The 20,971-nt window shown below is 67.7% G+C and carries 20 protein-coding genes; 10 read left to right on the forward strand and 10 right to left on the reverse strand.

What is annotated here, in order from left to right:
* Nucleotides 1-22 precede the first annotated feature (22 nt).
* The 3 genes from BBX35_RS20535 to BBX35_RS23725 all read left to right on the forward strand — a co-directional run bounded on the left by BBX35_RS20535 (nucleotide 23) and on the right by BBX35_RS23725 (nucleotide 2,815).
* Nucleotides 23-745, forward strand: coding sequence for a DUF1223 domain-containing protein (locus BBX35_RS20535; protein ID WP_067224188.1), 723 nt, complete (start codon nucleotides 23-25; stop codon nucleotides 743-745).
* Between the two features lie 95 nt (nucleotides 746-840).
* Nucleotides 841-1,728, forward strand: a complete 888-nt coding sequence (locus tag BBX35_RS20540; protein WP_067224190.1) for a cation diffusion facilitator family transporter — start codon at nucleotides 841-843, stop codon at nucleotides 1,726-1,728.
* A 280-nt stretch (nucleotides 1,729-2,008) separates the two neighbouring features.
* A complete protein-coding gene (locus BBX35_RS23725) occupies nucleotides 2,009-2,815 on the forward strand; it encodes a hypothetical protein (RefSeq protein ID WP_171901501.1) in 807 nt (268 codons plus the stop codon).
* 96 nt (nucleotides 2,816-2,911) lie between these two features.
* Here BBX35_RS23725 and BBX35_RS20545 read toward each other — a convergent pair whose 3' ends face one another.
* Complete coding sequence (locus tag BBX35_RS20545; RefSeq protein ID WP_067224192.1) at nucleotides 2,912-4,123, reverse strand: ATP-binding response regulator; 1,212 nt, start codon at nucleotides 4,121-4,123, stop codon at nucleotides 2,912-2,914.
* A 126-nt stretch (nucleotides 4,124-4,249) separates the two neighbouring features.
* Between BBX35_RS20545 and BBX35_RS20550 the strand changes: the two genes are divergently transcribed.
* Entirely contained in the window at nucleotides 4,250-5,203 is a 954-nt protein-coding gene (locus BBX35_RS20550; RefSeq protein WP_067224193.1) for an AEC family transporter, read from the forward strand.
* A gap of 3 nt (nucleotides 5,204-5,206) precedes the next feature.
* Here BBX35_RS20550 and gluQRS read toward each other — a convergent pair whose 3' ends face one another.
* Together gluQRS and BBX35_RS20560 are read right to left on the reverse strand one after the other, a co-directional pair.
* A complete protein-coding gene (gluQRS, locus tag BBX35_RS20555; RefSeq protein WP_067224195.1) occupies nucleotides 5,207-6,106 on the reverse strand; it encodes a tRNA glutamyl-Q(34) synthetase GluQRS in 900 nt (299 codons plus the stop codon).
* A 71-nt stretch (nucleotides 6,107-6,177) separates the two neighbouring features.
* The gene (locus tag BBX35_RS20560; RefSeq protein WP_208979898.1) at nucleotides 6,178-7,041 is read right to left on the reverse strand and encodes a pentapeptide repeat-containing protein; all 864 of its coding nucleotides are present in this window, start codon (nucleotides 7,039-7,041) and stop codon (nucleotides 6,178-6,180) included.
* Nucleotides 7,042-7,284: 243 nt separating this feature from the next.
* Here BBX35_RS20560 and BBX35_RS20565 point away from each other — a divergent pair, with 243 nt between their 5' ends.
* Nucleotides 7,285-7,758 carry a L,D-transpeptidase gene (locus BBX35_RS20565; RefSeq protein ID WP_083206495.1) on the forward strand — a complete coding sequence of 158 codons (474 nt, stop codon included), beginning with the start codon at nucleotides 7,285-7,287 and terminating at the stop codon, nucleotides 7,756-7,758.
* A gap of 473 nt (nucleotides 7,759-8,231) precedes the next feature.
* Here BBX35_RS20565 and BBX35_RS20570 read toward each other — a convergent pair whose 3' ends face one another.
* The 4 genes from BBX35_RS20570 to BBX35_RS20585 all read right to left on the reverse strand — a co-directional run bounded on the left by BBX35_RS20570 (nucleotide 8,232) and on the right by BBX35_RS20585 (nucleotide 12,073).
* Nucleotides 8,232-9,248, reverse strand: a complete 1,017-nt coding sequence (locus tag BBX35_RS20570; protein ID WP_067224197.1) for a patatin-like phospholipase family protein — start codon at nucleotides 9,246-9,248, stop codon at nucleotides 8,232-8,234.
* A gap of 93 nt (nucleotides 9,249-9,341) precedes the next feature.
* Nucleotides 9,342-10,124, reverse strand: a complete 783-nt coding sequence (locus tag BBX35_RS20575) for a 3-hydroxybutyrate dehydrogenase (RefSeq protein WP_067224198.1) — start codon at nucleotides 10,122-10,124, stop codon at nucleotides 9,342-9,344.
* A gap of 180 nt (nucleotides 10,125-10,304) precedes the next feature.
* On the reverse strand, nucleotides 10,305-11,057 hold the full coding sequence (locus tag BBX35_RS20580; protein WP_067224200.1) for a hypothetical protein: 753 nt from the start codon (nucleotides 11,055-11,057) through the stop codon (nucleotides 10,305-10,307).
* A 101-nt stretch (nucleotides 11,058-11,158) separates the two neighbouring features.
* Nucleotides 11,159-12,073, reverse strand: coding sequence for a hypothetical protein (locus BBX35_RS20585; protein ID WP_067224201.1), 915 nt, complete (start codon nucleotides 12,071-12,073; stop codon nucleotides 11,159-11,161).
* Nucleotides 12,074-12,266: 193 nt separating this feature from the next.
* Between BBX35_RS20585 and ispG the strand changes: the two genes are divergently transcribed.
* Genes ispG through BBX35_RS20600 form a run of 3 tightly spaced genes read left to right on the forward strand, consistent with a single transcriptional unit; the run spans nucleotide 12,267 to nucleotide 15,165 of the window.
* Nucleotides 12,267-13,535 carry a flavodoxin-dependent (E)-4-hydroxy-3-methylbut-2-enyl-diphosphate synthase gene (gene ispG / locus BBX35_RS20590; protein ID WP_067224203.1) on the forward strand — a complete coding sequence of 423 codons (1,269 nt, stop codon included), beginning with the start codon at nucleotides 12,267-12,269 and terminating at the stop codon, nucleotides 13,533-13,535.
* A complete protein-coding gene (gene pdxY / locus BBX35_RS20595; RefSeq protein ID WP_067224205.1) occupies nucleotides 13,532-14,416 on the forward strand; it encodes a pyridoxal kinase in 885 nt (294 codons plus the stop codon). Before ispG ends, pdxY begins: the two co-directional genes overlap by 4 nt.
* Nucleotides 14,417-14,436: 20 nt before the next feature.
* A complete protein-coding gene (locus BBX35_RS20600) occupies nucleotides 14,437-15,165 on the forward strand; it encodes a DUF429 domain-containing protein (protein ID WP_067224206.1) in 729 nt (242 codons plus the stop codon).
* Nucleotides 15,166-15,185: 20 nt separating this feature from the next.
* Here the strand turns inward: BBX35_RS20600 and BBX35_RS20605 are convergent, their stop codons facing one another.
* The 3 genes from BBX35_RS20605 to BBX35_RS20615 form a co-directional block, all read right to left on the reverse strand.
* Nucleotides 15,186-16,439: a L,D-transpeptidase family protein gene (locus tag BBX35_RS20605; protein ID WP_083206496.1), complete on the reverse strand. Its 1,254-nt coding sequence runs from the start codon at nucleotides 16,437-16,439 to the stop codon at nucleotides 15,186-15,188.
* Nucleotides 16,440-16,723: 284 nt separating this feature from the next.
* Nucleotides 16,724-17,677 (reverse strand): acetyl-CoA carboxylase carboxyltransferase subunit alpha, encoded by a 954-nt coding sequence (locus tag BBX35_RS20610; protein WP_067224208.1) that lies wholly within the window; start codon nucleotides 17,675-17,677, stop codon nucleotides 16,724-16,726.
* Between the two features lie 205 nt (nucleotides 17,678-17,882).
* Nucleotides 17,883-18,764: a DUF3108 domain-containing protein gene (locus tag BBX35_RS20615; RefSeq protein ID WP_083206497.1), complete on the reverse strand. Its 882-nt coding sequence runs from the start codon at nucleotides 18,762-18,764 to the stop codon at nucleotides 17,883-17,885.
* Between the two features lie 602 nt (nucleotides 18,765-19,366).
* On the opposite strand from BBX35_RS20615, the gene rpmB reads away from it, so the two are divergent.
* Both rpmB and BBX35_RS20625 read left to right on the forward strand, forming a co-directional pair.
* Nucleotides 19,367-19,666, forward strand: a complete 300-nt coding sequence (rpmB, locus tag BBX35_RS20620) for a 50S ribosomal protein L28 (protein WP_067224210.1) — start codon at nucleotides 19,367-19,369, stop codon at nucleotides 19,664-19,666.
* Nucleotides 19,667-19,838: 172 nt separating this feature from the next.
* On the forward strand, nucleotides 19,839-20,516 hold the full coding sequence (locus tag BBX35_RS20625) for a VUT family protein (protein WP_067224212.1): 678 nt from the start codon (nucleotides 19,839-19,841) through the stop codon (nucleotides 20,514-20,516).
* Nucleotides 20,517-20,971 lie beyond the last annotated feature (455 nt).

A 20,971-nucleotide genomic window follows, 5' to 3' on the forward strand; every position in this document is an offset into this window, starting at 1 on the left:
ACGAGAATGGTCAGAATCCCCGATGCGGGCACCGGCACACCTCATCCTGTCTGTTTTCCTGTCGCTCGCCGCGGCGCTTCCGGCCGCGCAGGCGGGCGAGCAGCGCGCCGTCGTCGAGCTGTTCACCAGCCAGGGCTGCTCGTCCTGCCCGCCGGCCGACAAGCTGATGGGCGACCTTGCCCGCCGGGGCGATCTCGTCACCCTCACCTATCCTGTGGACTACTGGGATTATCTCGGCTGGCGCGACACGCTGGCCTCGCCGGATTTCAGCGCCCGCCAGCGCGCCTATGCCGAAGCGCGCGGCGACCGGGCGGTCTACACGCCGCAGATCATCGTCAACGGCAAGGGCCATGTGGTCGGCAGCGACCGCCGTGCCTTGGAAACCGAGCTGGACAAGCAGACGGCGCTGCCGGTCAGCGTCGATCTGGAGATGGCCGGCGACCTGCTGGAGGTCCGCGTCGACGGCCAGCTTCCGGCCTCGGTGAAGATGGCGACCATCTATTTCGTCTTCGTCTCCCGCCCGGTGCAGGTGGAAATCGGCCGCGGCGAAAACAGCGGCCGCAAGGTCACCTATCACCACGTCGTGCGCGGCATCCGCGCCGTCGGCATGTGGGAAGGCGGCCCGGCCACCTACCGCCTTCCGGCCAGCGAAATGCGCAAGATGAAGGCCGGCCACTGCGCCGTTCTGGTGCAGGTGGAGCCCGGCGGCCGTCCGGGCATGATCCTCGGCGCGGCGATGCAGTGAAGGCGCCCCGCGGGTTTGTCTTGAGCGGAAAAAACGGTTAGGGCTTTGCCGCAACCGGGACCTCCCTCCCGCCTGACCTGCGAGGCAGCCCTGCCATGTCCCTTCGTCTGCGCGTCGCGCTCGCCAGCATCTTCGTCGGCATCGCCGTTCTCGGCTTGAAATACCTGGCCTATCGCTGGACCGGGTCCGTCGCGCTGTATTCCGACGCGCTGGAATCGATCGTCAACGTCGCCTCCGCGGTCGCGGCATTTCTCGCGGTCTGGTTCGCGGCAAAGCCCGCCGACAGCAACCACCCCTACGGCCACCACAAGGCCGAATACATGGCCGCCGTCCTCGTCGGCGTGCTGATCGTGCTGGCCGCCCTCTCGATCGCCCACGAGGCGTGGAAGAACTATATCGACCCGCAGCCGGTCGAGTTCACGCCGGAGGGCCTCGGCGTCAACGCACTCGCCACCGTTCTCAACGGCATCTGGGCCACCGTTCTGGTGCGCATCGGCCGCAGCCACCGCTCCCTGGCGCTGGTCGCCGACGGCAAGCATCTCTACACCGACGTCTTTTCCTCGCTCGGCGTGCTCGCCGGCGTCATCCTGGTCATGCTCACCGGCATCCGCGAGCTCGATTCGCTGCTTGCCGGCCTCGTCGCGCTCAACATCCTGTGGTCCGGCTGGAGCTTGATGAAGGAATCGCTCGGCGGACTGATGGACGAGGCCGTCGCCCCGGCCCTCCAGGACCGCATCCGCGAGGTGATCTCCGGCTCCGCCGACGGCGCCATCGAGGCGCACGACCTGCGCACCCGCTCGGCCGGTCATGTCATCTTCGTGGATTTCCACCTCGTCGTGCCGGCCGACATGACGGTCGAGCGCGCCCACGACATCTGCGACCGCATCGAGGCGGCGATCTCCAAGGACGTGCCGGGCGCCCGCACGACGATCCATGTCGAGCCCGAGCACAAGGCCAAGCATACCGGCATCGTGGTGATCTGAAGCGTTGCGCCGGGCGCAGCCGCCGGCTCAGCCCGCCCGCCCGGCGATCGCCCGGTCGAGGGCGGAAAACAGCGCCGCCGGCAGCACCGGCTTTTCCAGCAGCAGCTCGAAGCCCGACAGGCCCTCGCGCTCCTCCGAGGATAGGTTGAGTTGAGACCCGGAGTCTGTGCACTATACAAGCAGCTGTCATCGGCTGCTGTGGGCTTCTTTCACGCGAAAGTGCGAGTATTGGAAATTTTCATTAAATTCCCGTCGAACTAACATCTTCCGGGTACGAAAAATGATTGGAACCTTCGGAAAATATATTTCTATATTGAGTTTGTTCGCATTCTGCTTGGCTCTCCTTTCATGCTTAACAACAGATAATGTCGAGACTGTAGATGGAAATAAATATCAATTACCGACTCAAAAACAGAAAGAATTAAATTCGAAATTGGACTTGAGTTACATTCTCAGCAAATGTTCTGACGACAACAACGGATCCGTATTCGTTCGATTCCGTAGCGGGCGAGCCTTCGCAGCTCCCATAGATCGCATATCGATTTTCAAGCAGGAAATTGTAGAGCCGACCGTGATCCCAGCGAATACCTCCACTCCCCTCGGCTGCAAAAACAATCCACTTTACTTGAAACTAATTAATTTAATAATTAAGAGCGAGGAATTTGGTGACCGTACGGTAATATTATCGGACTCCCCAGGGATATTAATTCTTTACAAATCAACAGCCAGGGGATTTGAGCGCCTCTGCAGAAAATACCCCTCGAACAAGAAAATAATGAAAGGGATTACTGCGTGTTACGGGCCGGGGGAGGGGAATAGATCGGCGGCGTACTATAGGACGGACGTGGCTGTTCACGGTTCAAATTTAAAGCCAATCTATTGGAGTTGCCCTGCTGCTATGCATAAGGATGGCGCAAGGCTCCACTGTACCGTCTGGTACATGTATGATGAATATTTTGGTGTTCGCTATAGATATCATGAGACCAATATAACGCCAGATAAATTCATTGAATTCGACAAATACATTCAGTCGCAAGTTAGATCCATAAGATACCCCGAAATCGACATGACGAAACCACGAGATTAAAATCCTAGATTACACACGCGGAACTAGCAGAACTACGTCCCGGCGGATCATTCCCCGAAACGGACGCCGTTTCCGGCACAATTCTGAGACCGCGACCTAGCCCGCCCGCCCGGCGATCGCCCGGTCGAGGGCGGAAAACAGCGCCGCCGGCAGCACCGGCTTTTCCAGCAGCAGGTCGAAGCCCGACAGCCCCTCGCGCTCGCGCGCCGAGAGCGTCGCGGCGGTGATGCCCAGCACCGGCAGGCGGCCCGCGCCCTCGCGCGCCCGGATTTCCGCCAGCGTCTCGATGCCGTCCATGCCGGGCATGTTGATGTCCAGCAGCACTGCATCCACCTGTTCGCGCGCCAGCAGGTCGAGCGCCTCGCGCCCGCCGCTCGCCAGCAGCGTGTCGCAGCCGAAGGCGCCGAGCATCGCCTCCATCATCCTGCGGTTGGCCTCGTTGTCGTCGACCACCAAAAGCCGCCGGCGCACCAGGCAGCGGATGTTCGGCGCCTCGCGCCAGCTGCGCATCGTGCCACCCGCTCCGCGCACAGCCCCGCCCTCGAACGGGCGCAGCGGCAGGCGCAGGGAAAACCGGCTGCCCTTCGGCGAGCTTTCGGCCAGCTCCAGCCTCCCGCCCTGCGCGACCGCCAGCCGGCTGGCGCTCCACAGGCCGAGCCCGCTGCCCGTCGCCGTGTCGCGGGCGAGCTCCCCGCGCCGCCTGGCGCGGAACAGCAGGGGCCGCTCCTCGTCGGGAATGCCGATACCGGTATCGGCAAGGCTGAGCTCCAGCTCGCGCGCACCGTCTTCTCCCGCCACACGGGCCGTGAGCACCAGCCCGCCCTCGGCGGTGTATTTCAGGGCATTGTCGTAGAGCACCGACAGGATGCGGCGCAGCGCCAGCGGATCGGCCACCTGGTAGCTCGACAGCGCGGCGGCGACGTCGCGCCGCTCGGCAAGGCCGCGCACCCGCGCCTCGGCCGAGAACAGCTCGCACACGGACAGGATGTCGGCGGCCGCATCGCAGGCGTCTTCCCCCTCCGGCGCCTCGCCGGCGAGCCCCTGCGTCGTCATCGACAGCAGGGCGTCTATCGCCATTTCCAGGGTTCGGAGCGCAGAGGCCTGTCGCTGCGTCGTGGGATCGGCGCCGATCATCTCCGCCGCCGTGCGCATGGCCGCCAGCGGTGTGCGCAGGTCGTGCAGCAGCACCGCCACCCTGTCGACCTGCGGCACCTCGCCCGCGGCCGTCCCCGTGCCGTCGCCGGGTGCCGTACGGGTTGCCGATCCGGTGGTGAGCGCCTCGCCCTCCGGTGCGATCGTTCCGACCATGATGCCGAATCTCCTCGCGTCCCCTCGCCTGCCATGGTGCCCGACCTGCCGGGCAAATCAAGCGGACATGGCGGACATGCTTGACTGCGACTTGTCGGCGCACCCTGGGCGTGCGAAAGAGCCTCCATGGTCGACCAGATCCTCTCCATCGTTTTGCCGGTCTTTGCCCTGATCGGCATCGGCTATGCCGCCGCCCGCTTCGGCCTTCTCGATGCGAAGATCGGCGATGCCCTCGGCCAGTTCATCTACGTGATCGCCATTCCGGTGCTGATCTTCCGCACCCTGGCGACCAGCTCGCTCGGCGGCGTGTCGCCCTGGGGGTTGTGGATCTCCTACTTCACCGGCGTCGCCGTGGTCTGGACCATCGGCATGCTGACCGTCCGGCACCTGTTCGGGCGCGAGGCGCGCGCCGGGGTGATCGCCGGCATCAGCGCCGGGTTCGCCAACACGGTTCTCGTCGGCATTCCGCTGATCACCGCGATCTACGGCGACGAGGGGCTGGTGCCGCTCTTCGTGCTGATCTCCATCCACCTGCCGGTGCTGACGGTGGTCTGCGCCGTTCTGATGGAGCGGGCGGCCATGCTCGACGGCACCCAGGAGGCGAAACCGCTGGGCGAACTGCTGATCGGCATCGCCCGCAACCTTGCCACCAACCCGATCGTCATCGGCATCGTCGCCGGCGGCGTCTGGCGCATGACCGGCCTGCCGATCGAGGGCGTCCTTGCCGACGTGCTGTCGCGCATCGCCGGTTCGGCCATTCCCGTCGCCCTGTTCTCCCTCGGCATGAGCATCGTCGCCTACGGCATCCGCGGCAATCTGGTGCCCGGCCTGCTGCTCAGCGTGCTGAAGATCGCCGTCATGCCGGCGGTGGTCTACCTGATGGCGGCGCATGTGGTGCACCTGCCGCCGCTCTGGGTGTCGGTGGCCACCCTCACCGCCGCCTGCCCGACCGGCATCAACGCCTTCCTCTTCGCCAACCGCTACGGCACAGGCCATGCGATGTCGGCGAACTCGATCACCATGACGACGGGCCTTGCCCTCGTCTCCACCGTGCTGTGGATGGCCTTTCTCGGGCTCTGAGGTTCAGGGCGCCAGCCCGACCCGCCGGCGGATCTCCTCCGGCGTCACGCCCTTCGCCCGCAGCTCGGCCAGCGCGGTATCGCCTTGCGACTTCGACAGCTTGCGCCCGTCCTCGCCCGGCACCAGCCGGTGGTGGCGATAGAGCGGCTCGGGCAGGCCGAGCAGCACCTGCAGCAGCCGGTGCACCGCCGTCGCCTCATAGAGATCGCGCCCGCGCACCACATGGGTGATGCCCTGCACCGCGTCGTCGACGACCACGGACAGGTGATAGCTCGTCGGCGTGTCCTTGCGCGCCAGCACCACATCGCCCCAGCGCGCCGGATCGGCGGCAATGCGCGCAGGCGCCTGCCGGCCCTCGTCGTCGGGCAGCTCTTGCCAGGACAGCGGATCGGCACGCAGCCCGGTGCAGCGGGCAAGCGCTGCCGCCATGTCGAGCCGCAGCGCGAACGGCGCGCCTTGCGCCTCGCGCGCGGCGATCTCCTCCGGCCCCAGCACCGCCTCGTCGCCGGGATAAAGCGGCGCCCCGTCGGGATCGCAGGGCCAGGGTGCCCCGCGCTCCTCCTCCAGCTTCGCCACCGCGCGCGCGATCTCGCCGCGGGTCAGGAACGCCTTGCGCACCAGTCCCATGGCGGAAAGACGGTCGAGAGCCGCCGCATAGTCGTTGAAATGCTCGGACTGCCGGCGCACCGGCCGCTCCCAGTCGAGCCCCAGCCAGGCGAGATCCTCCAGCACCCCGGCCTCGAGCTCCGGCGTGCAGCGGGTGCGGTCGATATCCTCGATGCGGATCAGCAGCCGCCCGCCCAGCGATGTCGCCATGCGTGCATTCAGCAGCGCCGACAGGGCATGGCCCAGATGCAGGCGGCCGTTCGGCGAGGGGGCGAAGCGGAGGACGGGTCGGCTCATGCCGTGATCTTGTTGGCGATCCCCGCCGCCGCGTCAATGCGCGGCGCAGGATCGCCTTGCGGCGAACGGCCTCAGCGTTCCTTGTCGTCCATGTCGCTGCAGGTCTTGAGCGTGATGCCTGACGGAAGCTTCGTCGTCGCATCGCCGCAGGCCCCGACCATGCGCGCCCCGTCGAGGCCGCTGGCGCCCGAAAGATCCGCGCCCACCAGCCGTGTGCGGCGCATCAACGCCCCGTCGAGCCGGGCGCCCGACAGGTTCGCGCCGGTCAGGTCGGCGCTGGAGAAATGCGCGCCGGACAAGTCCGCATCGCTGAAGTCGGCCCCGACCGCGCTCACCCGGTCGAAATCGGCATTGGGCAGCCGCGTGCCGACGAATTTCGCCGACATCACGTTGGCGCGCTCCAGGTTCACGCCTTCCATCTTCGCCTTGCTGAAATCGGCGCCCGAGGCGATGGCGCGGATCAGCAGCGCCTGGCGCAGATCGGCGCCCTGCAGGCCGGCCCCCACCAGATTGGTCTCGATCATGTCGGCATTGCGCAGGTCCGCGCCGGCAAGGCTTGCCTCGCTCAGCACCGCCTTTTCCAGATCGACGCCGCGCATCGATCCCTTCGACAGGTTGGCGCCCGTCAGGTCCGTGCGCTCCAGCTCGGTGCGGCGCAGGTCCGCACCCGCAAGGTCGGCACCCACGAGCGAGGCCTCCTTGAGATCCGTCTCGCGCAGGTTCGCCCCTGCCAGCCTGGCATTTTCGACGATCAACCCGCGCAGTTCGGCCAGGCGCAGGTCGCAGCCCGCGCATTCGCCGGTGCGCTTCAGCCGCTCGACATCGCTTTCGGCAAGCACAGGCCCTGCGGCGGCGACAAGCGCGAGCACGGCGAGCGCCGCAACGCGTGTTCCGGCCCGCGCCTTGCGCGAAAAACTGGCAGCGATCATCACCATTTCGAACCTCTCCCGTCGGCCCGGCGCCTCTCCCTGTTTCACAGTTAGGGCCGTGGAGCGGGCAATTTAAGGGCCGCGCGGCGGGAAACGAGCGGAAATCGTAATCCCCTCTCGTCCGTCTTGCAGCTTCGGCCGGATCTGCTGTTAATATCCTGTGGAAAATACGGAGGGCGCGAGAGGACCGGCGCGCAAGTCGGCCGGCCTCGCACGCCCTGACCGACTGCGGGTGAACTGGGGGGTGACATGAACCGTTTCGATATCGCGCTGGCGCCCCGGCGCTGGCGGCAGCTCTTCGCCGCGCTGGCCTGCGCACTCGTCCTAACCCTTTCGCCAAGCCTTGCAAGGCAGGCGGAAGCCGCCGGCATCACCGCCCGCATCGACCTGTCCGACCAGCGCATGCGGGTCTACAGGGACGGCCGGCAGATCCACGACTGGCCGGTTTCCACCGCCCGGCGCGGCTATCGCACGCCCATTGGCACCTTCCGCCCCGGGCGCATGCACCGCCGCTACTTCTCGCGCAAGTATCACGGCGCGCCGATGCCGCATTCGGTGTTCTTCCTCGGCGGCTACGCCATCCACGGCACCAACGACATCCGCAATCTCGGCCGCCCCGCCTCGCATGGCTGCGTGCGGCTGCATCCCGACAATGCCCGCCGCCTGTTCGGTTTGATCAGCGACGGCGGCAAACAGAATGCGCGAATCGTCATCACCCGGTAACCTTTACCGGCGATGGCCGGCCCGGCCGGTTGCGCAAGCGACTGGAAATGGGGAATAATCACCGGACGTTGCCGCCGAGCTCTGCGCCCTGCGCAGCTTTCGGCAGTCGTCATCCGGCGCTTGCAGCATTTGCGGGGCCGGATGAGATGCTGGCGGGACGAAGGAAGACAGCGGGGTCGCATTTGCCGCCTTCCCTCGTCCGCCAATCGCTGACGACGCACAACCTGACTATCAGCGTGCCAATAATGCGGCAAAACCCTTGCCAAATCGTTGGCACGCTGATTTCGCAGATGTGGTGCGCACACCTCTTACAACCGCAAGATACTGGGGTCATTAACGGGTCGCTAACCGCCCCGTAATGCATTCTGCATGGCGAAGCGCAAACCGTGGTTAAGCGGCGTTAACGAAGCCTGCAAAACCCCGCCCGGGCGCGAATCACTTCGGCGAAAAACGAATCACCCGCCGCCCGCGCGTCACAGGAATTCGGCGCGCAGGTCGATGCTCGAACGCGTGCCGACGGCCTCGTAATTCTCGTCGGCCCAGTCCTGCGCCGCCTTGCGGCCGATGTCGCGCAGATGCGTCAGGAAACGCCACTCCGCATTGACCTTCGACGAGGCCTGCAGCGGGTTCAGCTCGGTGGCCGAGATCCGGTGCATGTGGACCTTCTGGTAGTGCCCGGCCTCCAGCTTGCCGTCCTCGATCAGCCGGGTGACGAACTCGATGGCGCGCATTTCGCGCAGGAGCGTCGAGTTGAAGGTGATCTCGTTCAGCCGGTTGAGGATCTCACGCGCCGTGCGCGGCGTCTCCTTGCGCTCCACCGGGTTGATCTGCACCAGCACCGTGTCGCTGCTGCCCGTGGTGCCGAACAGCGGAAACAGCGGCGGATTGCCCATGTAGCCGCCGTCCCAATAGGGCACGCCGTCGATCTCCACCGCCTGGAACACGTGCGGCAGGCAGGCCGAGGCCATCACCGCGTCGAGCGTGATCTCCCCGTCGGAAAACACCTTGATCTTGCCCGATTGCACGTTGGTGGCGCTGATGAAGATCTTCAGCCGGTCGCAGGCGCGCACCGCCTCGAAGTCGACCGTCGCCTCCACCACGTCGCGCAGCGGATTGATGTTGAGCGGGTTGAACTCGTAAGGAGAGGCGAAGCGCGAGGCGATGTCGAAGGCGAGGTAGCTCGGCGACATGTCGAGGCTCCACTGCCCCATGATGATGTCGATGGGCGAGCGCCGCAGCGGGCTCAGCCAGGCCTGGTCGCTGACCGCCTTCCAGAACCTTTCCAGCGCCTCGCGCGCCCCGTCCTCGCCGTCCTTGTGGAAGCCGTCGGCCAGCACCACCGCATTCATCGCCCCGGCGGAGGTGCCGCTGATGCCCTCGATGACGAACCGGCGGCTTTCCAGCATCCAGTCGAGCACGCCCCAGGTGAAGGCGCCGTGCGCACCGCCTCCCTGCAGGGCAAGGTTGATCGGCTTGGGAGCTTTGCTCATGGCTCGCCTCGGCTGTCGTCGGAAATGGGGGGAACGGCATCGCCCGGCGCGACGGCCGGGCGATCCGGATCCGGCGGTGCGGCTGCGGGGCCTTTACTGGGCGACCCAGCCGCCGTCCATCTGCAGCATTGTGCCGGTGATCGAGGTCGCCTGGTCGCCGGCCAGGTACAGGGCCAGCGAGGCCACCTGCTCGACCGTCACGAACTCCTTGGTCGGCTGGGCGGCCAGCAGCACGTCGCGCTTGACCTGCTCCTCGGTCATGCCCCGCGCCTTCATCGTGTCGGGGATCTGGCGCTCGACCAGCGGCGTCCAGACATAGCCCGGACAGATCGCGTTGACGGTGATGCCGCACTGGGCGACTTCCAGCGCGATGGTCTTGGTGAAGCCGGCGATGCCGTGCTTGGCCGCCACATAGGCGCTCTTGAACGGCGAGGCGACCAGCGCATGCGCCGAGCCGGTGTTGATGATGCGGCCCCAACCCCGCGCCTTCATGCCCGGCACCGCCGCGCGCGTCGTGTGGAAGGCGGAGGACAGGTTGATCGCGATGATCGCGTCCCACTTCTCGATGGGAAATTCCTCCACCGGCGAAACGTGCTGGATGCCGGCATTGTTGACCAGGATGTCGAGCGAACCGAACGCCGCCTCGGCCTCCGCCACCATCGCGGCGATCTCGTCCGGCTTGGTCATGTCGGCGGACGAATAGCGGCACTTGACGCCGAACTCGCTCTCGATGCCGGCGCGCTCCTTCTCGATCGCCTCGGCCTCGCCGAACCCGTTGATCGTCACATTGGCGCCGTTCGCCGCATAGATGCGGGCGATGGCAAGGCCGATGCCCGAGGTCGAGCCGGTGACGAGTGCGGACTTGTTGCTGAGCATGCGAAGGGATCTCCTGTCCTGGCGGACGCTGGAAACGGTCCGAAAATCGGTGCCGCCGGCGCCGGACCGGCGCGGCAAGACCACCGTTCGAGGCGGCCCGCCACATAGAACATGAGATCGCGCTGCGCTGCAACAAGGGGCGGGCCGCCGCCCGGGTCACCCTGTCGCAGGCCGTTCGCGTCAGTCGGCCGAAGGTGCCGCCGGCGGCGGCATCTCGCGTTCGCGCAGGATGTAGTAGCCGCCGGACAGGATGCCGATCTGCAGCGCGGTCATGGCGATCTGCAGCGCCAGCGACAGGATCAGCACCGCGATCGCGGCGAACACCGCTCCCCCGCCAATCGTGTTGGCCACGACAGACAGGACCATGTCCAAGGCGCCGATGCACAGGCCGGTGCCGACGGCGGCCAGCGCCATCGGCAGGCCCAGCCCCTCGCCGCGGGCGAAAGCCTCGGCGATGCCCAGCGGCTCGTCCAGCGCCGTTGCCGGCAGGATGAGGAACAGTCGCATCAGGGCCGGCAGGACGAATACGACCACGACGGTCATGGCGATGAAGAGGCTGGTCATGCCGTTCACCATCACGCTCACCAGGGTCACGAATACGAGCAGCGGCACCGCCGCGATCAAAGAAACCAGCAGCGTCTTGCCGAGATAGGCGATCTCGCGCCGGCCGAAGCTGAGGTTCACCGGGCCGGGCCGCTCGCCCAGCAGCAGATTGCGGTGCCAGGCGACGGCGATGGAGGCGGAGGAGCACACCCACACGCCCGCGACCACGAAGATGACGACGACGGAATTGGCGGCGAGCAGCGTGCCGAGCACGCCGAGCACGGCGACCAGCGCATACCAGGCCCAGACGATCCGCAGGAACCCGTCGAAATCGGAAAACAATGCCTTGAACGCACCGGTGAACAGCCGGGCGGTTGTCCTTGCAAACATGGAGCCCCCTTCAAAAGACCTTCCACTTCTGCGACAGGCGGGAGCCCCAGGCAAGCTGTGATCGTGCTGCGGATGCGAAGGAAGGCAGGGAAGATGCGGCCTCAGTCCCGGCGGGAGCGGCTCTCGATGACCGAACGCACCGCCTTGCGGGCCTTATCGCGGCCGGCCTGCGCCCGTCGTTCGGCCGCATGTTCGGCATCCGCGATCTTCAGGCCGACCCTCTCCACGAAGCGCTCGCGCGTCAGGGCATAGGCGGTGGCATGCAGCGAGGCGAACAGCCAGGTGACGATCACCATCACACCCATCGGCACCAGCGCCGAGCGCAGCTCCGCGGCAAGGCCCGTCGCAGGCACGAAGGCTTCGCCGACCAGCCAGACCAGGCCGACCCAAAGCCCCGAGACCAGCCCCGCCACCAGCGCCACGGCCAGGGCTGCGAGAACCAGCGCCCAGCCGATGCCGGCGGTCAGGCGCCAGGAGTCTCCCAGCGACATGCGGTCGTCCAGCGCGGCCGCCGGCAGCACCAGCGACAGACGCTGCACCAGCATCACCGTCAGGAACGGACTGGCCAGCAGCAGCACGAAGCCGGCCGGCGCGATCACCGGCAGCAACAGCCCGGCGACCAAGAGCATCGGCACGAAGAAGACGCCCGACAGCACGCCGAGCAGCAAGAGCTTCCAGGCGACGCGCAGGTTGCGCGCACCGAAGGCGAGCGGAAACGCCCGCTCGCCCAGCAGGATGCGCCGCAGATAGGCAACGGCGATGGAAAAGCCGGTGGCGATGTTGGCGAGCCCCGCCAGGATGCGCAGCGCCCGCTCGCGGTCGCCGCCTGCGGCCGCACCGGCGAGCGGCTCCATCATGTAGGAGCCGGTGGAAAAGCCCGTCGCCGGCATCAGCTGGCCGCTGATCGCAAGATTCAGCGCCAGCAGCAACAGCATGTAGCCCCAGCCGGCGGCGAACAGCGTTCCGAACCGGTCGCGGGCAAGCTCAAAGGTCCGGCTGAGAACGACGAGCAGCATGGGCGGGCTCCCTGCCCCCTTTTCGAGAGAAATGGCGCCCTTGAGATGCGACCTCGTACCGCCCGCGTCAAGCAGGCGCGGCCGCTGCCCCCTGCTGCGGCCTTGCGAAAGCACGTGGCGCGCCCTATTCAATCGGCGGTATCCTTGCAAGGCGGGGGCGCAGGCCTTCCGCAAGATCGGGACGATCGGCGACATGCAGAGCAACAGCCCCATCCGCGAAACGCAGGCCGGACCGGCCGCACGGCGCGTCTCGGTCCCGGTGAAGGTCGGCTCGGTCACCGTCGGCGGCGGCGCCCCGGTCGTCGTCCAGTCGATGACCAACACCGACACTGCCGATATCGACGCCACCGTCGCCCAGGTCTCCGCCCTGGCGCGGGCCGGCTCGGAGATCGTGCGCATCACCGTCGACCGCGACGAGAGCGCCGCCGCCGTGCCGCGCATCCGCGAGCGGCTGGAGCGGATCGGCTTGCATGTGCCGCTGGTCGGCGACTTCCACTATATCGGCCACAAGCTGCTGAACGACCATCCGGCCTGTGCAGAGGCGCTGGAGAAGTATCGCATCAATCCCGGCAATGTCGGCTTTCGCGACAAGCGCGACCGGCAGTTTTCCGAGATCATCGAGATCGCGCTGAAGCACGACAAGCCGGTGCGCATCGGCGTCAACTGGGGCTCGCTCGACCAGGAGCTGCTGACCCACCTGATGGACGAGAACGCCGCCAGCCCCGCGCCCGTCTCGGCCGCGGCGGTGATGCGCGAGGCGATCGTGCGGTCCGGGCTTCTGTCCGCCGCCCGGGCCGAGGAACTCGGCATGGGCCGCGACAAGATCATCCTCTCGGCCAAGGTCAGCCAGGTGCAGGACCTCATCGCCGTCTATGCGGATCTCGCCGCGCGCTGCGACTACGCCCTGCATCTCGGCCTCACCGAGGCCGGCATGGGCACCAAGGGCATCGTCGCCTCTGCCGCCTCCATGGGCATCCTGCTGCAGCAGGGCATCGGCGACACGATCCGCGTCTCGCTGACGCCGGAGCCCGGCGGCGACCGCACCCGCGAGGTGCAGGTGGCGCAGGAGCTGCTGCAGGTGATGGGCTTCCGCGCCTTCATCCCCGTGGTTGCCGCCTGCCCGGGGTGCGGCCGCACCACCTCCACCGTGTTCCAGGAGTTGGCCCGCGACATCCAGGACGACATCCGCCGCTCCATGCCGGTGTGGCGCGAGAAATATCCCGGCGTCGAGGCGCTCAACGTCGCGGTGATGGGCTGCATCGTCAACGGACCGGGCGAGAGCAAGTTCGCCGATATCGGCATCTCCCTGCCCGGCACCGGCGAGGCGCCCTCCGCCCCCGTCTTCGTCGACGGCAAGAAGGTCGCGACCCTGCGCGGCGCCGGCATTGCCGAGGAGTTCAAGGCGATGGTCGACGAGTACATCCGCAACCGCTTCGGCGGCGAACGGTCCGCCGCCGAATGAGCGCGTTTCCGCCCGCCGCGCCCGACGCGCGCGATGTCCTCGTCGTCAATTCGCAGGTGGTGCGCGGTTCCGTCGGCGGCCGCGTCACGCTCTTCGCGCTGGAACGGCTCGGCCACCAGGTCTGGTTCCTGCCCACCATCCTGCTGCCGTGGAACCCCGACGAGGGGCGCGGCCATCGCCATGTTCAGGACGATGCGGGCTTCGACGCCCTCGCCGACGACCTGATCGGGACCGACCGGCTGCCGCGCATCGGCGCGGTCGTTTCCGGCTATCTCGGCAGCCCGGGACAGGCCGCCGCCGTCGCCCGCCTCGTCGCGGCGGTGCGCAAGGCCAATCCGAACGCGCTCTATCTCTGCGACCCGATCAGCGGCGACGACGGCGACCTCTACGTGCCGCAGGAAACCGCCGCCGCCGTGCGCGACACGCTGCTGCCGCTCGCGGATGTGGCGACACCCAACCTCTTCGAGCTGCAATGGATGAGCGGGCGTCGCATCGAGAGCGAGGCCGACACCATCGCCGCCGCCCGCGCGCTCGGGCCGCAGCGCGTGCTGGTCACCTCCGCGCCCGCCATGCGTCGCAACTCCACCTGCAACCTGCTGGTGACGCCCCGCGCCATCATCGCCGCCGAGCACGGGCTGGTGCCCAACGCGCCGCACGGCACCGGCGACCTGATGGCCGCCATGTTCACCGCCGGGCTGATGGCCGGGCTCGACGACGAGGCCGTGCTGAAGCGCTCCGCCGCCACCGTGTTCGAGATGGTCGCCCGCTCGGTCAAGCGCCACGCCCGCGATCTGCTGCTGGCCGACGAGCAGTCCTCGCTGATCAACCCGATGGCGCTCATCTCCTGCCGCCGCGTGCTCGACGCGCCGCTGCGCGCCTGAGCGGCCGGGACCCAGCCGCCATGCTGCGGGTGGCCGGCATCGACGGCTGCCGCTCAGGGTGGATCGCGGTCCTGCGCGAGCGTCAGGCGCCGGATGCCCCGCCGTGCCACACGCTGCTGATGCTGCAGGCCTTCGGCGAGCTCCTCGCCGATCCGGGCATCTCCATCCTTGCCGTCGACATGCCCATCGGCCTGCCGGATCGTGCAGGCCTCGGCGGGCGCGGGCCGGAGCGCTGCGTGCGCCCGCTGCTCGGCCAGCGCCAGTCCTCGGTCTTTTCGGTGCCCTCGCGGGCCGCCGTGTTCTGCCAGGACTATGGCGAGGCATGCAGCACCGCGCTCGCGACCTCAGAGCCGCCGCGCAAGGTCTCCCGCCAGGCCTTCCACCTCTTCCCGAAGATCCGCGAGATCGACGCGCTGATGACCCCGGCGCTGGAGGCGCGGGTCTTCGAGGTCCACCCCGAGCTCGCCTTCTGGCGGCTCAACGGCGAACAGGCGATGAGCCTGCCGAAGAAGGTGAAAAGCGCGGCCAGCATGCCCGGCCTCGACGAGCGCATCGCGCTTCTCGGCCGCCATGGCTACGACGAGGCGTTCCTGCGCCAGCGCCCGCCCTCCGGGGCCGGCCGCGACGATCTGATCGACGCCTGCGTCAACGCGGTGATCGCCGAGCGCATCGCGCAAGGGCGCGCGGCATCCTTCCCGCCCGCGCCGGAGCGCGACGCGAGAGGCCTGCGGATGGCGATCTGGGCATAAACTTACGCTAGATCCAATGATCAGGGCTTGGCGGGGGGCACCGGCGCATCCGGATCCGGCGTGCCGTCGACAGCTTCCGTCTCCTGCGAACCGCCGCCAGAGAACAGCCGGCTGAAGAACCCGCCGGACGACTTCTGCTCCGTCGGGGCGAACGCCGTCTGCTGCGTGGCCGCATCGGCCGTCGCTGCGGGGGCAGCTGCTGCCATTGCCGTTGCCGCCGGAGCGGTTGCGGCGGCTGCCGCAGGCGCTGCACTGGTCGCGGCCACTGCGACGGGCTGGCTGGTGCCGGCCGCAGGAGCCGCCTCGCCCGTTGCCGTCTGCGTGCTCTCGCCGGCCTTGTCCGTCTCGCTGTTGCCGAAGATCGCGGCGATCTGCGCGCGGCGGCGCTCGGAGCGCTCTTCCGCCTCGGCGATCTCGATGATCTTCTGGTCGTCCGTGCGCTGCTTCTTGGCGACCGCCACCTTGATGCCGTCCGGCACGTCGAATTCCGGGCACTTGGCGGTGGCGCGGAACGGCACGCCCTCCACCAGCGGCACGGCGTCGAAGACGTAGCGCTTCTCGCAGACGTCGATCTTCGGCGGCTGCTTGGTGACCTCGAAATGGTCGTAGCCGCTCTTCAGCATCCGCCAGAAGTCGTAATGCTCGGACTTGCGGTGCTTGGCCATGTTCTCCGCGGTCATGCGGAAGGGGAAGGCCTGCACCTGGAACGAGCGCTGGCCGCCCTTGAAGCTCTCGCGCGCCAGGCCGTAGATGTCCTGCACCTGCTGGTCGGTCATCGCGTAGCACCCGCGCGAAGAACACGCGCCATGCACCATCAAATGCGTGCCGGTGCGGTTGTGCGAGCGGTCGAACTTGTTGGGATAGCCGAGGTTGAACGCCAGGTGATAGCTGGAGTTCGGGTTCATCAGGGCCGGGGTGATCTCGTAGAAGCCTTCCGGCGCCTGGCGGTCGCCTTCCTTGATCTTCGGGCCCAGTTCGCCGGACCACTTGCAGATCTCAAAGGTCTCCAGCAGGGCGAAGCGCCCCGAGCGCGTCTGCTTCCAGACCTCGAGCGTCGATTCTTCCTTGAAGATGCGCAGCATGATCGGGCTGGTCATCGACATGTCGAGGCCCGGCATCTTCTGCTTGATGCTGGCGCTGATCTCGCGCAGGTGCTTGGGCCCGGCGGTGATCATCTCGTCGGCCTGACAGCCGGCGAGCGCGCCGGCCAGCGCCAGCGCCACAAGCGTCCTGCGGGTGTTTTTGCGCAACCGCGCGATCCCCTGCACCATCATGCCTGTCTGCCTGAAGTCCTGCTCGAAAACGTGCCCGAAACCTTGTTCGAAATCCCTGCCGCGCGAACCCGTGCACCTGCCGGCCACGGCGTCAGTATCGGCGCGCGCGGCCTGCAAGGCCAGTCACTTGGGAGTTACCCAGCCAGTTCCTGTCCGGCGGCCGCGACCGGGACGCTGACGTCCCCGCGCTCCTGCCCTGCGGACGGATTTCGCAATGCTCGCGCCTTGCTGACGCAAGATTCTGGCGTTTTGGCGGCAGACCGCGGGCGCGTCGCCCGCAAGCCTTACAGCGACCGGCCGATGGCCAGGAACTTGTCGCGGCGATGGGCGCGGATCTCGTCGCCGCTCATGCCGTCGAAACGGGTCAGCGCCTTGTCGATGGCCGCGCCGGCGCGGTCGATGACGATGGCCTTGGCCCGGTGCGCGCCGCCCAGCGGCTCCTCGACGATCTCGTCGATCACCTTCAGCTGGATCAGGTCCTGCGCGGTGATCTTCATGTTGGTGGCCGCGTCCTGCGCCCGGGCGCTGTCGCGCCACAGGATCGAGGCGCCGGCCTCCGGCGAGATCACGCTGTAGATCGCATGCTCCAGCATGGCGACGTGGTTGGCCGTGGCGATGGCGATGGCACCGCCCGAACCGCCTTCGCCGATGATCAGCGCAAGATTCGCCGTGCCGAGCGCCAGGCATGCATCCGTCGAGCGGGCAATGGCCTCGGCCTGGCCGCGCTCCTCGGCGCCGATGCCGGGATAGGCGCCGGCGGTGTCGACGAAGGAGACGACCGGCAGGCCGAACCGCTCGGCCATGTGCATGATGCGCACCGCCTTGCGATAGCCCTCGGGCCGCGCCATGCCGAAATTGTGCTTGAGCCGCGACTGGGTATCGGCGCCCTTCTCCTGGCCGAGGATCGCCACCGAGCGGCCGCGGAACCGGCCGATGCCGGCGATGATCGCCGCATCCTCGGCATAGCCGCGGTCGCCGGCCAGCGGCGTGAAGTCCTCGATCAGCCCGGTGATGTAGTCGGCCGCGTGCGGGCGGTCCGGATGGCGCGCCACCAGCGTCTTCTGCCAGGGCGTCAGCCGCGAATAGAGGTCGCGCAGCGTCTGCTCGGCCTTCTTCTCCAGCCGCTCGATCTCGCCCGATATCTCGACCGCCTCGCCCGAACCCGCGACCGACCGCAACTCATGGACCTTGCCCTGCAGGTCGGCGACGGGTTTTTCGAACTCGAGGAAGCTGTGCATCGGTGTACCGGTCCAGAAAGTCTGCGGCGCGGCCTCATGCCACCGCCGGGTCATTTGCGGCGCGACACTGGCGAGGGAGGCTGCCGCTGTCAAGTTGCCCGCCGCGTCGACATGGCGTGCGCGAGGCGAAAATGCAAGCGCCGGCGGGAGAGATCCGCGCCGGCGCTTGCAAAATTCGGGGATCGACCCGCAGCGGTTTTTCGCCTCAGCGGGCGGCCTGGTCCCGCCCGGCCTTGAAGTCGAGCTGGCGCGGTTCCACCACCAGCGTGCCGCTGTTGGTGCCCATCTCGATGCGGTAGGGCACGAAGACGCGGCCCGAGCCGAGCGGTGCCAGCCAGGCTTCCATGCTGCGGTTCTCGGCCATGTACTTCACCGACTTGGTCGAGGGACGATGGCCGGCGACCGGGATCCAGCGCGCCGAGCAGACCACCACCTTGCCGTCGTAGCCCTTGCCCGACACTTCGCGGATTTCCTTGAAGCCGAGCTGGATGTCGAAGCGCGTCCAGCCGTCGAAGACCGGGATGCGGCGGTCGCAGACCGCGGCGTCCGGCTGGCCCTTGGCGGCCTTCACCGGCATCAGGATGGCGCTGAGCGGGTCGACCACGTTGCGCGTGTGCTTCTTGGTGACCTCGATCCGCTCCGGATTGGGTTTGAACTTCGGCGTCACGCGCATCGAGCGGACCTTGCCGGAGCCCTGCGCCAGGTCGACGAAGAAGTCGCGGTCGGCCGCGCGCGAGGCCATCTTGTAGCTGGACGGCACCACCTTCTTGCCGGACACCCAGCCGGAAGCCTCCGCCCCGCCCTTGCCGGCGGAAAACAGCGTGCCGATGCCGGCCGGCTCCATGCCGACCTTGGCCGAATAGGCATTGGCCTGCAGCACCAGCGACAGCGAGCCGCGGGCGATCTTGAAGCCCGCGACGGAGATATCGTAGACGCCGCCGAGCCGCGCGGTCTCCGCCTTCGCCGCGCCGGCGCCCAGGGGGGCGGCGAGCAGGGCAGCGGCGGCAAGGCCGGCGGGAAGCAGGCGGCGGATCTGGGCCCCGGAAGACGGCTGGGGCCTTGCAGACGAAAGGAAGAGCCTGGACATCGGAACCTCACACACCGCACGGCCGCGGCCGGCAGGACAACACACTCGACTTCGGCTTCGCCCTGTCTTTTCTTTTCCGCCTCTGCGCTCCTCCGTCACCCGGGCCCGCCGGGCGGGACGCGCGATGCTGTCGGGGAAGTGGCCGAGGCCGGATCGGGGCGAATGCCCGTCCCCGTACGGCCCGGCTTTTCTGCCGGGCAGTCCGCACGGGACGGCGAACCGTTCACGCATGCATTTTCAGGGAGCACGGTAACCGCATGGTTAACGGACTGCAAATGTCCTGCATGCCGCTTCGGCACATGAGGCCCGCCGCGTTGCGCCGGCGCCACGCTTGCGCTATCGCCATGCCTGCAGGTCTGCCCGCGCCATCGGCGGGCCGACGCGCAAGGCGCCCTGCCCCGCCGCTTTCGCGCGAATTCGCATGCAAGACGCCTTGACGGCGCGTCGCGCGCCCCGTATAGCAGGCCGACTTTTCGACCATTGCCGGACAATGGGCGCCGGGCCGTGCGGGTCCGCGAACGCCCCGGCAATCTCCAGCAGGGGCATCCGCCCCGTCTTGAAACGATCGGGGCTTGCTCCGAGAAGAAAGAAAAAGGTGTCCCATGGCACGCCGTTGCGAACTCACCGGCAAGGACGTGATGACCGGTAACAACGTCAGCCACGCCAACAACAAGTCGCGCCGCCGGTTCCTGCCGAACCTGTGCAACGTGTCGCTGATTTCCGACGCGCTGGGCGAGACCTACAAGCTGCGCATCTCCGCGCATGCGCTGCGCTCGGTCGAGCATCGCGGCGGCCTCGATGCCTTCCTTCTGAAGGCTGCCGAGAGCGACCTGTCGCCGAAGGCCCGCATCCTGCGCACCGAGATCAAGCGTCGCATGGCCGCTTCGGCTGCTGCGGCCTGATACGCGCGCTCGTCCGGCAGGCCCTGCCCGCCGGACAGGATGCGATCATCGACGATCGAGCTTGCAGGAGGCGCCATGGCGCCTCTTTTCGCGTTTCCCGGTCGCGGTTCCGGCATCGGCCGGGCCCGCACCGCACCCGGCCGGCATGCGGCCGCAGGTCAGGATGAGTGACATGACGCAGCCCCGCTTCGCACCGGCCCCCTTCACCCTCGCGCAGGCCGCCCCCGCGGTCCTTGCCATGGCGGTGGTCGTCGTCGCCTCCAACATTCTCGTCCAGTATCCGCTGGACGCGACGCTGGGCGGGCTGAACCTTGCCGACCTGCTGACCTGGGGCGCCTTCACCTATCCGGCCGCCTTCCTCGTCACCGACCTCACCAATCGCCGCTTCGGCCCGCGCGCTGCACGCAAGGTCGTCCTCGTCGGCTTTGCCCTCGCCGTGCTGCTGTCGATCTGGCTCGCGACCCCGCGCATCGCGGTCGCCTCCGGCTCGGCCTTCCTGATGGCCCACCTGCTCGACATCGCCGTCTTCGACCGACTGCGCCGCTTCACCTGGTGGCTGGCCCCGGCTGTCTCCTCGACGCTGGCCTCGATCCTCGACACGGTTCTGTTCTTCGGCCTCGCCTTCTCGATGGCCGCCACGCCGCTGCTCGGCTATGGCGACGAGTTCGCGACCTCGGCCGCGCCCTTCCTCGGCGTGTTTTCGCTGGAGCTGCCGCGCTGGCTGTCCTGGGCTGCCGGCGATTTCACGGTGAAGCTGCTGGTCGCCGCCGCCCTGCTCGTGCCCTACCGGCTGATGCTCGCGGTTCTGATCCCGGCCCCGACGACCGGCGAAAACGCCAACCGCGCCTGATCGGCGGACTTCCGCATTCAGACAAACAAAAAGCGCGCCCTCCGGCGCGCTTTTTCGTTTTCGGGGTAGTGTTGTTCAGGACGCTGTTTCGGAGCAGCCCCTCCCGTAAGGTCATCCCGATCAAGCGCAACGCAGAACCGGGAACCATTGGCACCCAGAGCGGCGACGAAGGCACGCCAGTGCGCACCCCACACACAAAGTGTCGTCCCGGTTTCGGCGAAGCCGAAGACCGGGATCCAGTAACCCCGTACGGTCGCGACTGAAGTCTCGGCGCTGCCGCCGGAACGCCAGGGGCTGCTGCCTTCGCGCCACCATCGGCCCCGGCGGATACTGGACGCCTGCCTGCGCAGGCGTGACAGCCGTGGAGACTGCGCTGCACCGCGCGCAAGCGCTCTTTCCGCTGACCTCTCCTGCGTCTTCCCGGGCAAGGCGGAGCCGCGACCCGGGACCGGAGA

The sequence above is a fragment of the Stappia indica genome, assembly GCF_001696535.1.
GTDB lineage: Bacteria > Pseudomonadota > Alphaproteobacteria > Rhizobiales > Stappiaceae > Stappia > Stappia indica.

Coding starts and splice junctions, on each gene's coding strand:
- BBX35_RS20535 (WP_067224188.1), top strand. CDS start 23: ATGCGGGCACCGGCACACCTCATCCTGTCTGTTTTCCTGTCGCTCGCC.
- BBX35_RS20540 (WP_067224190.1), top strand. CDS start 841: ATGTCCCTTCGTCTGCGCGTCGCGCTCGCCAGCATCTTCGTCGGCATC.
- BBX35_RS23725 (WP_171901501.1), top strand. CDS start 2,009: ATGATTGGAACCTTCGGAAAATATATTTCTATATTGAGTTTGTTCGCA.
- BBX35_RS20545 (WP_067224192.1), bottom strand. CDS start 4,123: ATGGTCGGAACGATCGCACCGGAGGGCGAGGCGCTCACCACCGGATCG.
- BBX35_RS20550 (WP_067224193.1), top strand. CDS start 4,250: ATGGTCGACCAGATCCTCTCCATCGTTTTGCCGGTCTTTGCCCTGATC.
- gluQRS (WP_067224195.1), bottom strand. CDS start 6,106: ATGAGCCGACCCGTCCTCCGCTTCGCCCCCTCGCCGAACGGCCGCCTG.
- BBX35_RS20560 (WP_208979898.1), bottom strand. CDS start 7,041: ATGGTGATGATCGCTGCCAGTTTTTCGCGCAAGGCGCGGGCCGGAACA.
- BBX35_RS20565 (WP_083206495.1), top strand. CDS start 7,285: ATGAACCGTTTCGATATCGCGCTGGCGCCCCGGCGCTGGCGGCAGCTC.
- BBX35_RS20570 (WP_067224197.1), bottom strand. CDS start 9,248: ATGAGCAAAGCTCCCAAGCCGATCAACCTTGCCCTGCAGGGAGGCGGT.
- BBX35_RS20575 (WP_067224198.1), bottom strand. CDS start 10,124: ATGCTCAGCAACAAGTCCGCACTCGTCACCGGCTCGACCTCGGGCATC.
- BBX35_RS20580 (WP_067224200.1), bottom strand. CDS start 11,057: ATGTTTGCAAGGACAACCGCCCGGCTGTTCACCGGTGCGTTCAAGGCA.
- BBX35_RS20585 (WP_067224201.1), bottom strand. CDS start 12,073: ATGCTGCTCGTCGTTCTCAGCCGGACCTTTGAGCTTGCCCGCGACCGG.
- ispG (WP_067224203.1), top strand. CDS start 12,267: ATGCAGAGCAACAGCCCCATCCGCGAAACGCAGGCCGGACCGGCCGCA.
- pdxY (WP_067224205.1), top strand. CDS start 13,532: ATGAGCGCGTTTCCGCCCGCCGCGCCCGACGCGCGCGATGTCCTCGTC.
- BBX35_RS20600 (WP_067224206.1), top strand. CDS start 14,437: ATGCTGCGGGTGGCCGGCATCGACGGCTGCCGCTCAGGGTGGATCGCG.
- BBX35_RS20605 (WP_083206496.1), bottom strand. CDS start 16,439: ATGATGGTGCAGGGGATCGCGCGGTTGCGCAAAAACACCCGCAGGACG.
- BBX35_RS20610 (WP_067224208.1), bottom strand. CDS start 17,677: ATGCACAGCTTCCTCGAGTTCGAAAAACCCGTCGCCGACCTGCAGGGC.
- BBX35_RS20615 (WP_083206497.1), bottom strand. CDS start 18,764: ATGTCCAGGCTCTTCCTTTCGTCTGCAAGGCCCCAGCCGTCTTCCGGG.
- rpmB (WP_067224210.1), top strand. CDS start 19,367: ATGGCACGCCGTTGCGAACTCACCGGCAAGGACGTGATGACCGGTAAC.
- BBX35_RS20625 (WP_067224212.1), top strand. CDS start 19,839: ATGACGCAGCCCCGCTTCGCACCGGCCCCCTTCACCCTCGCGCAGGCC.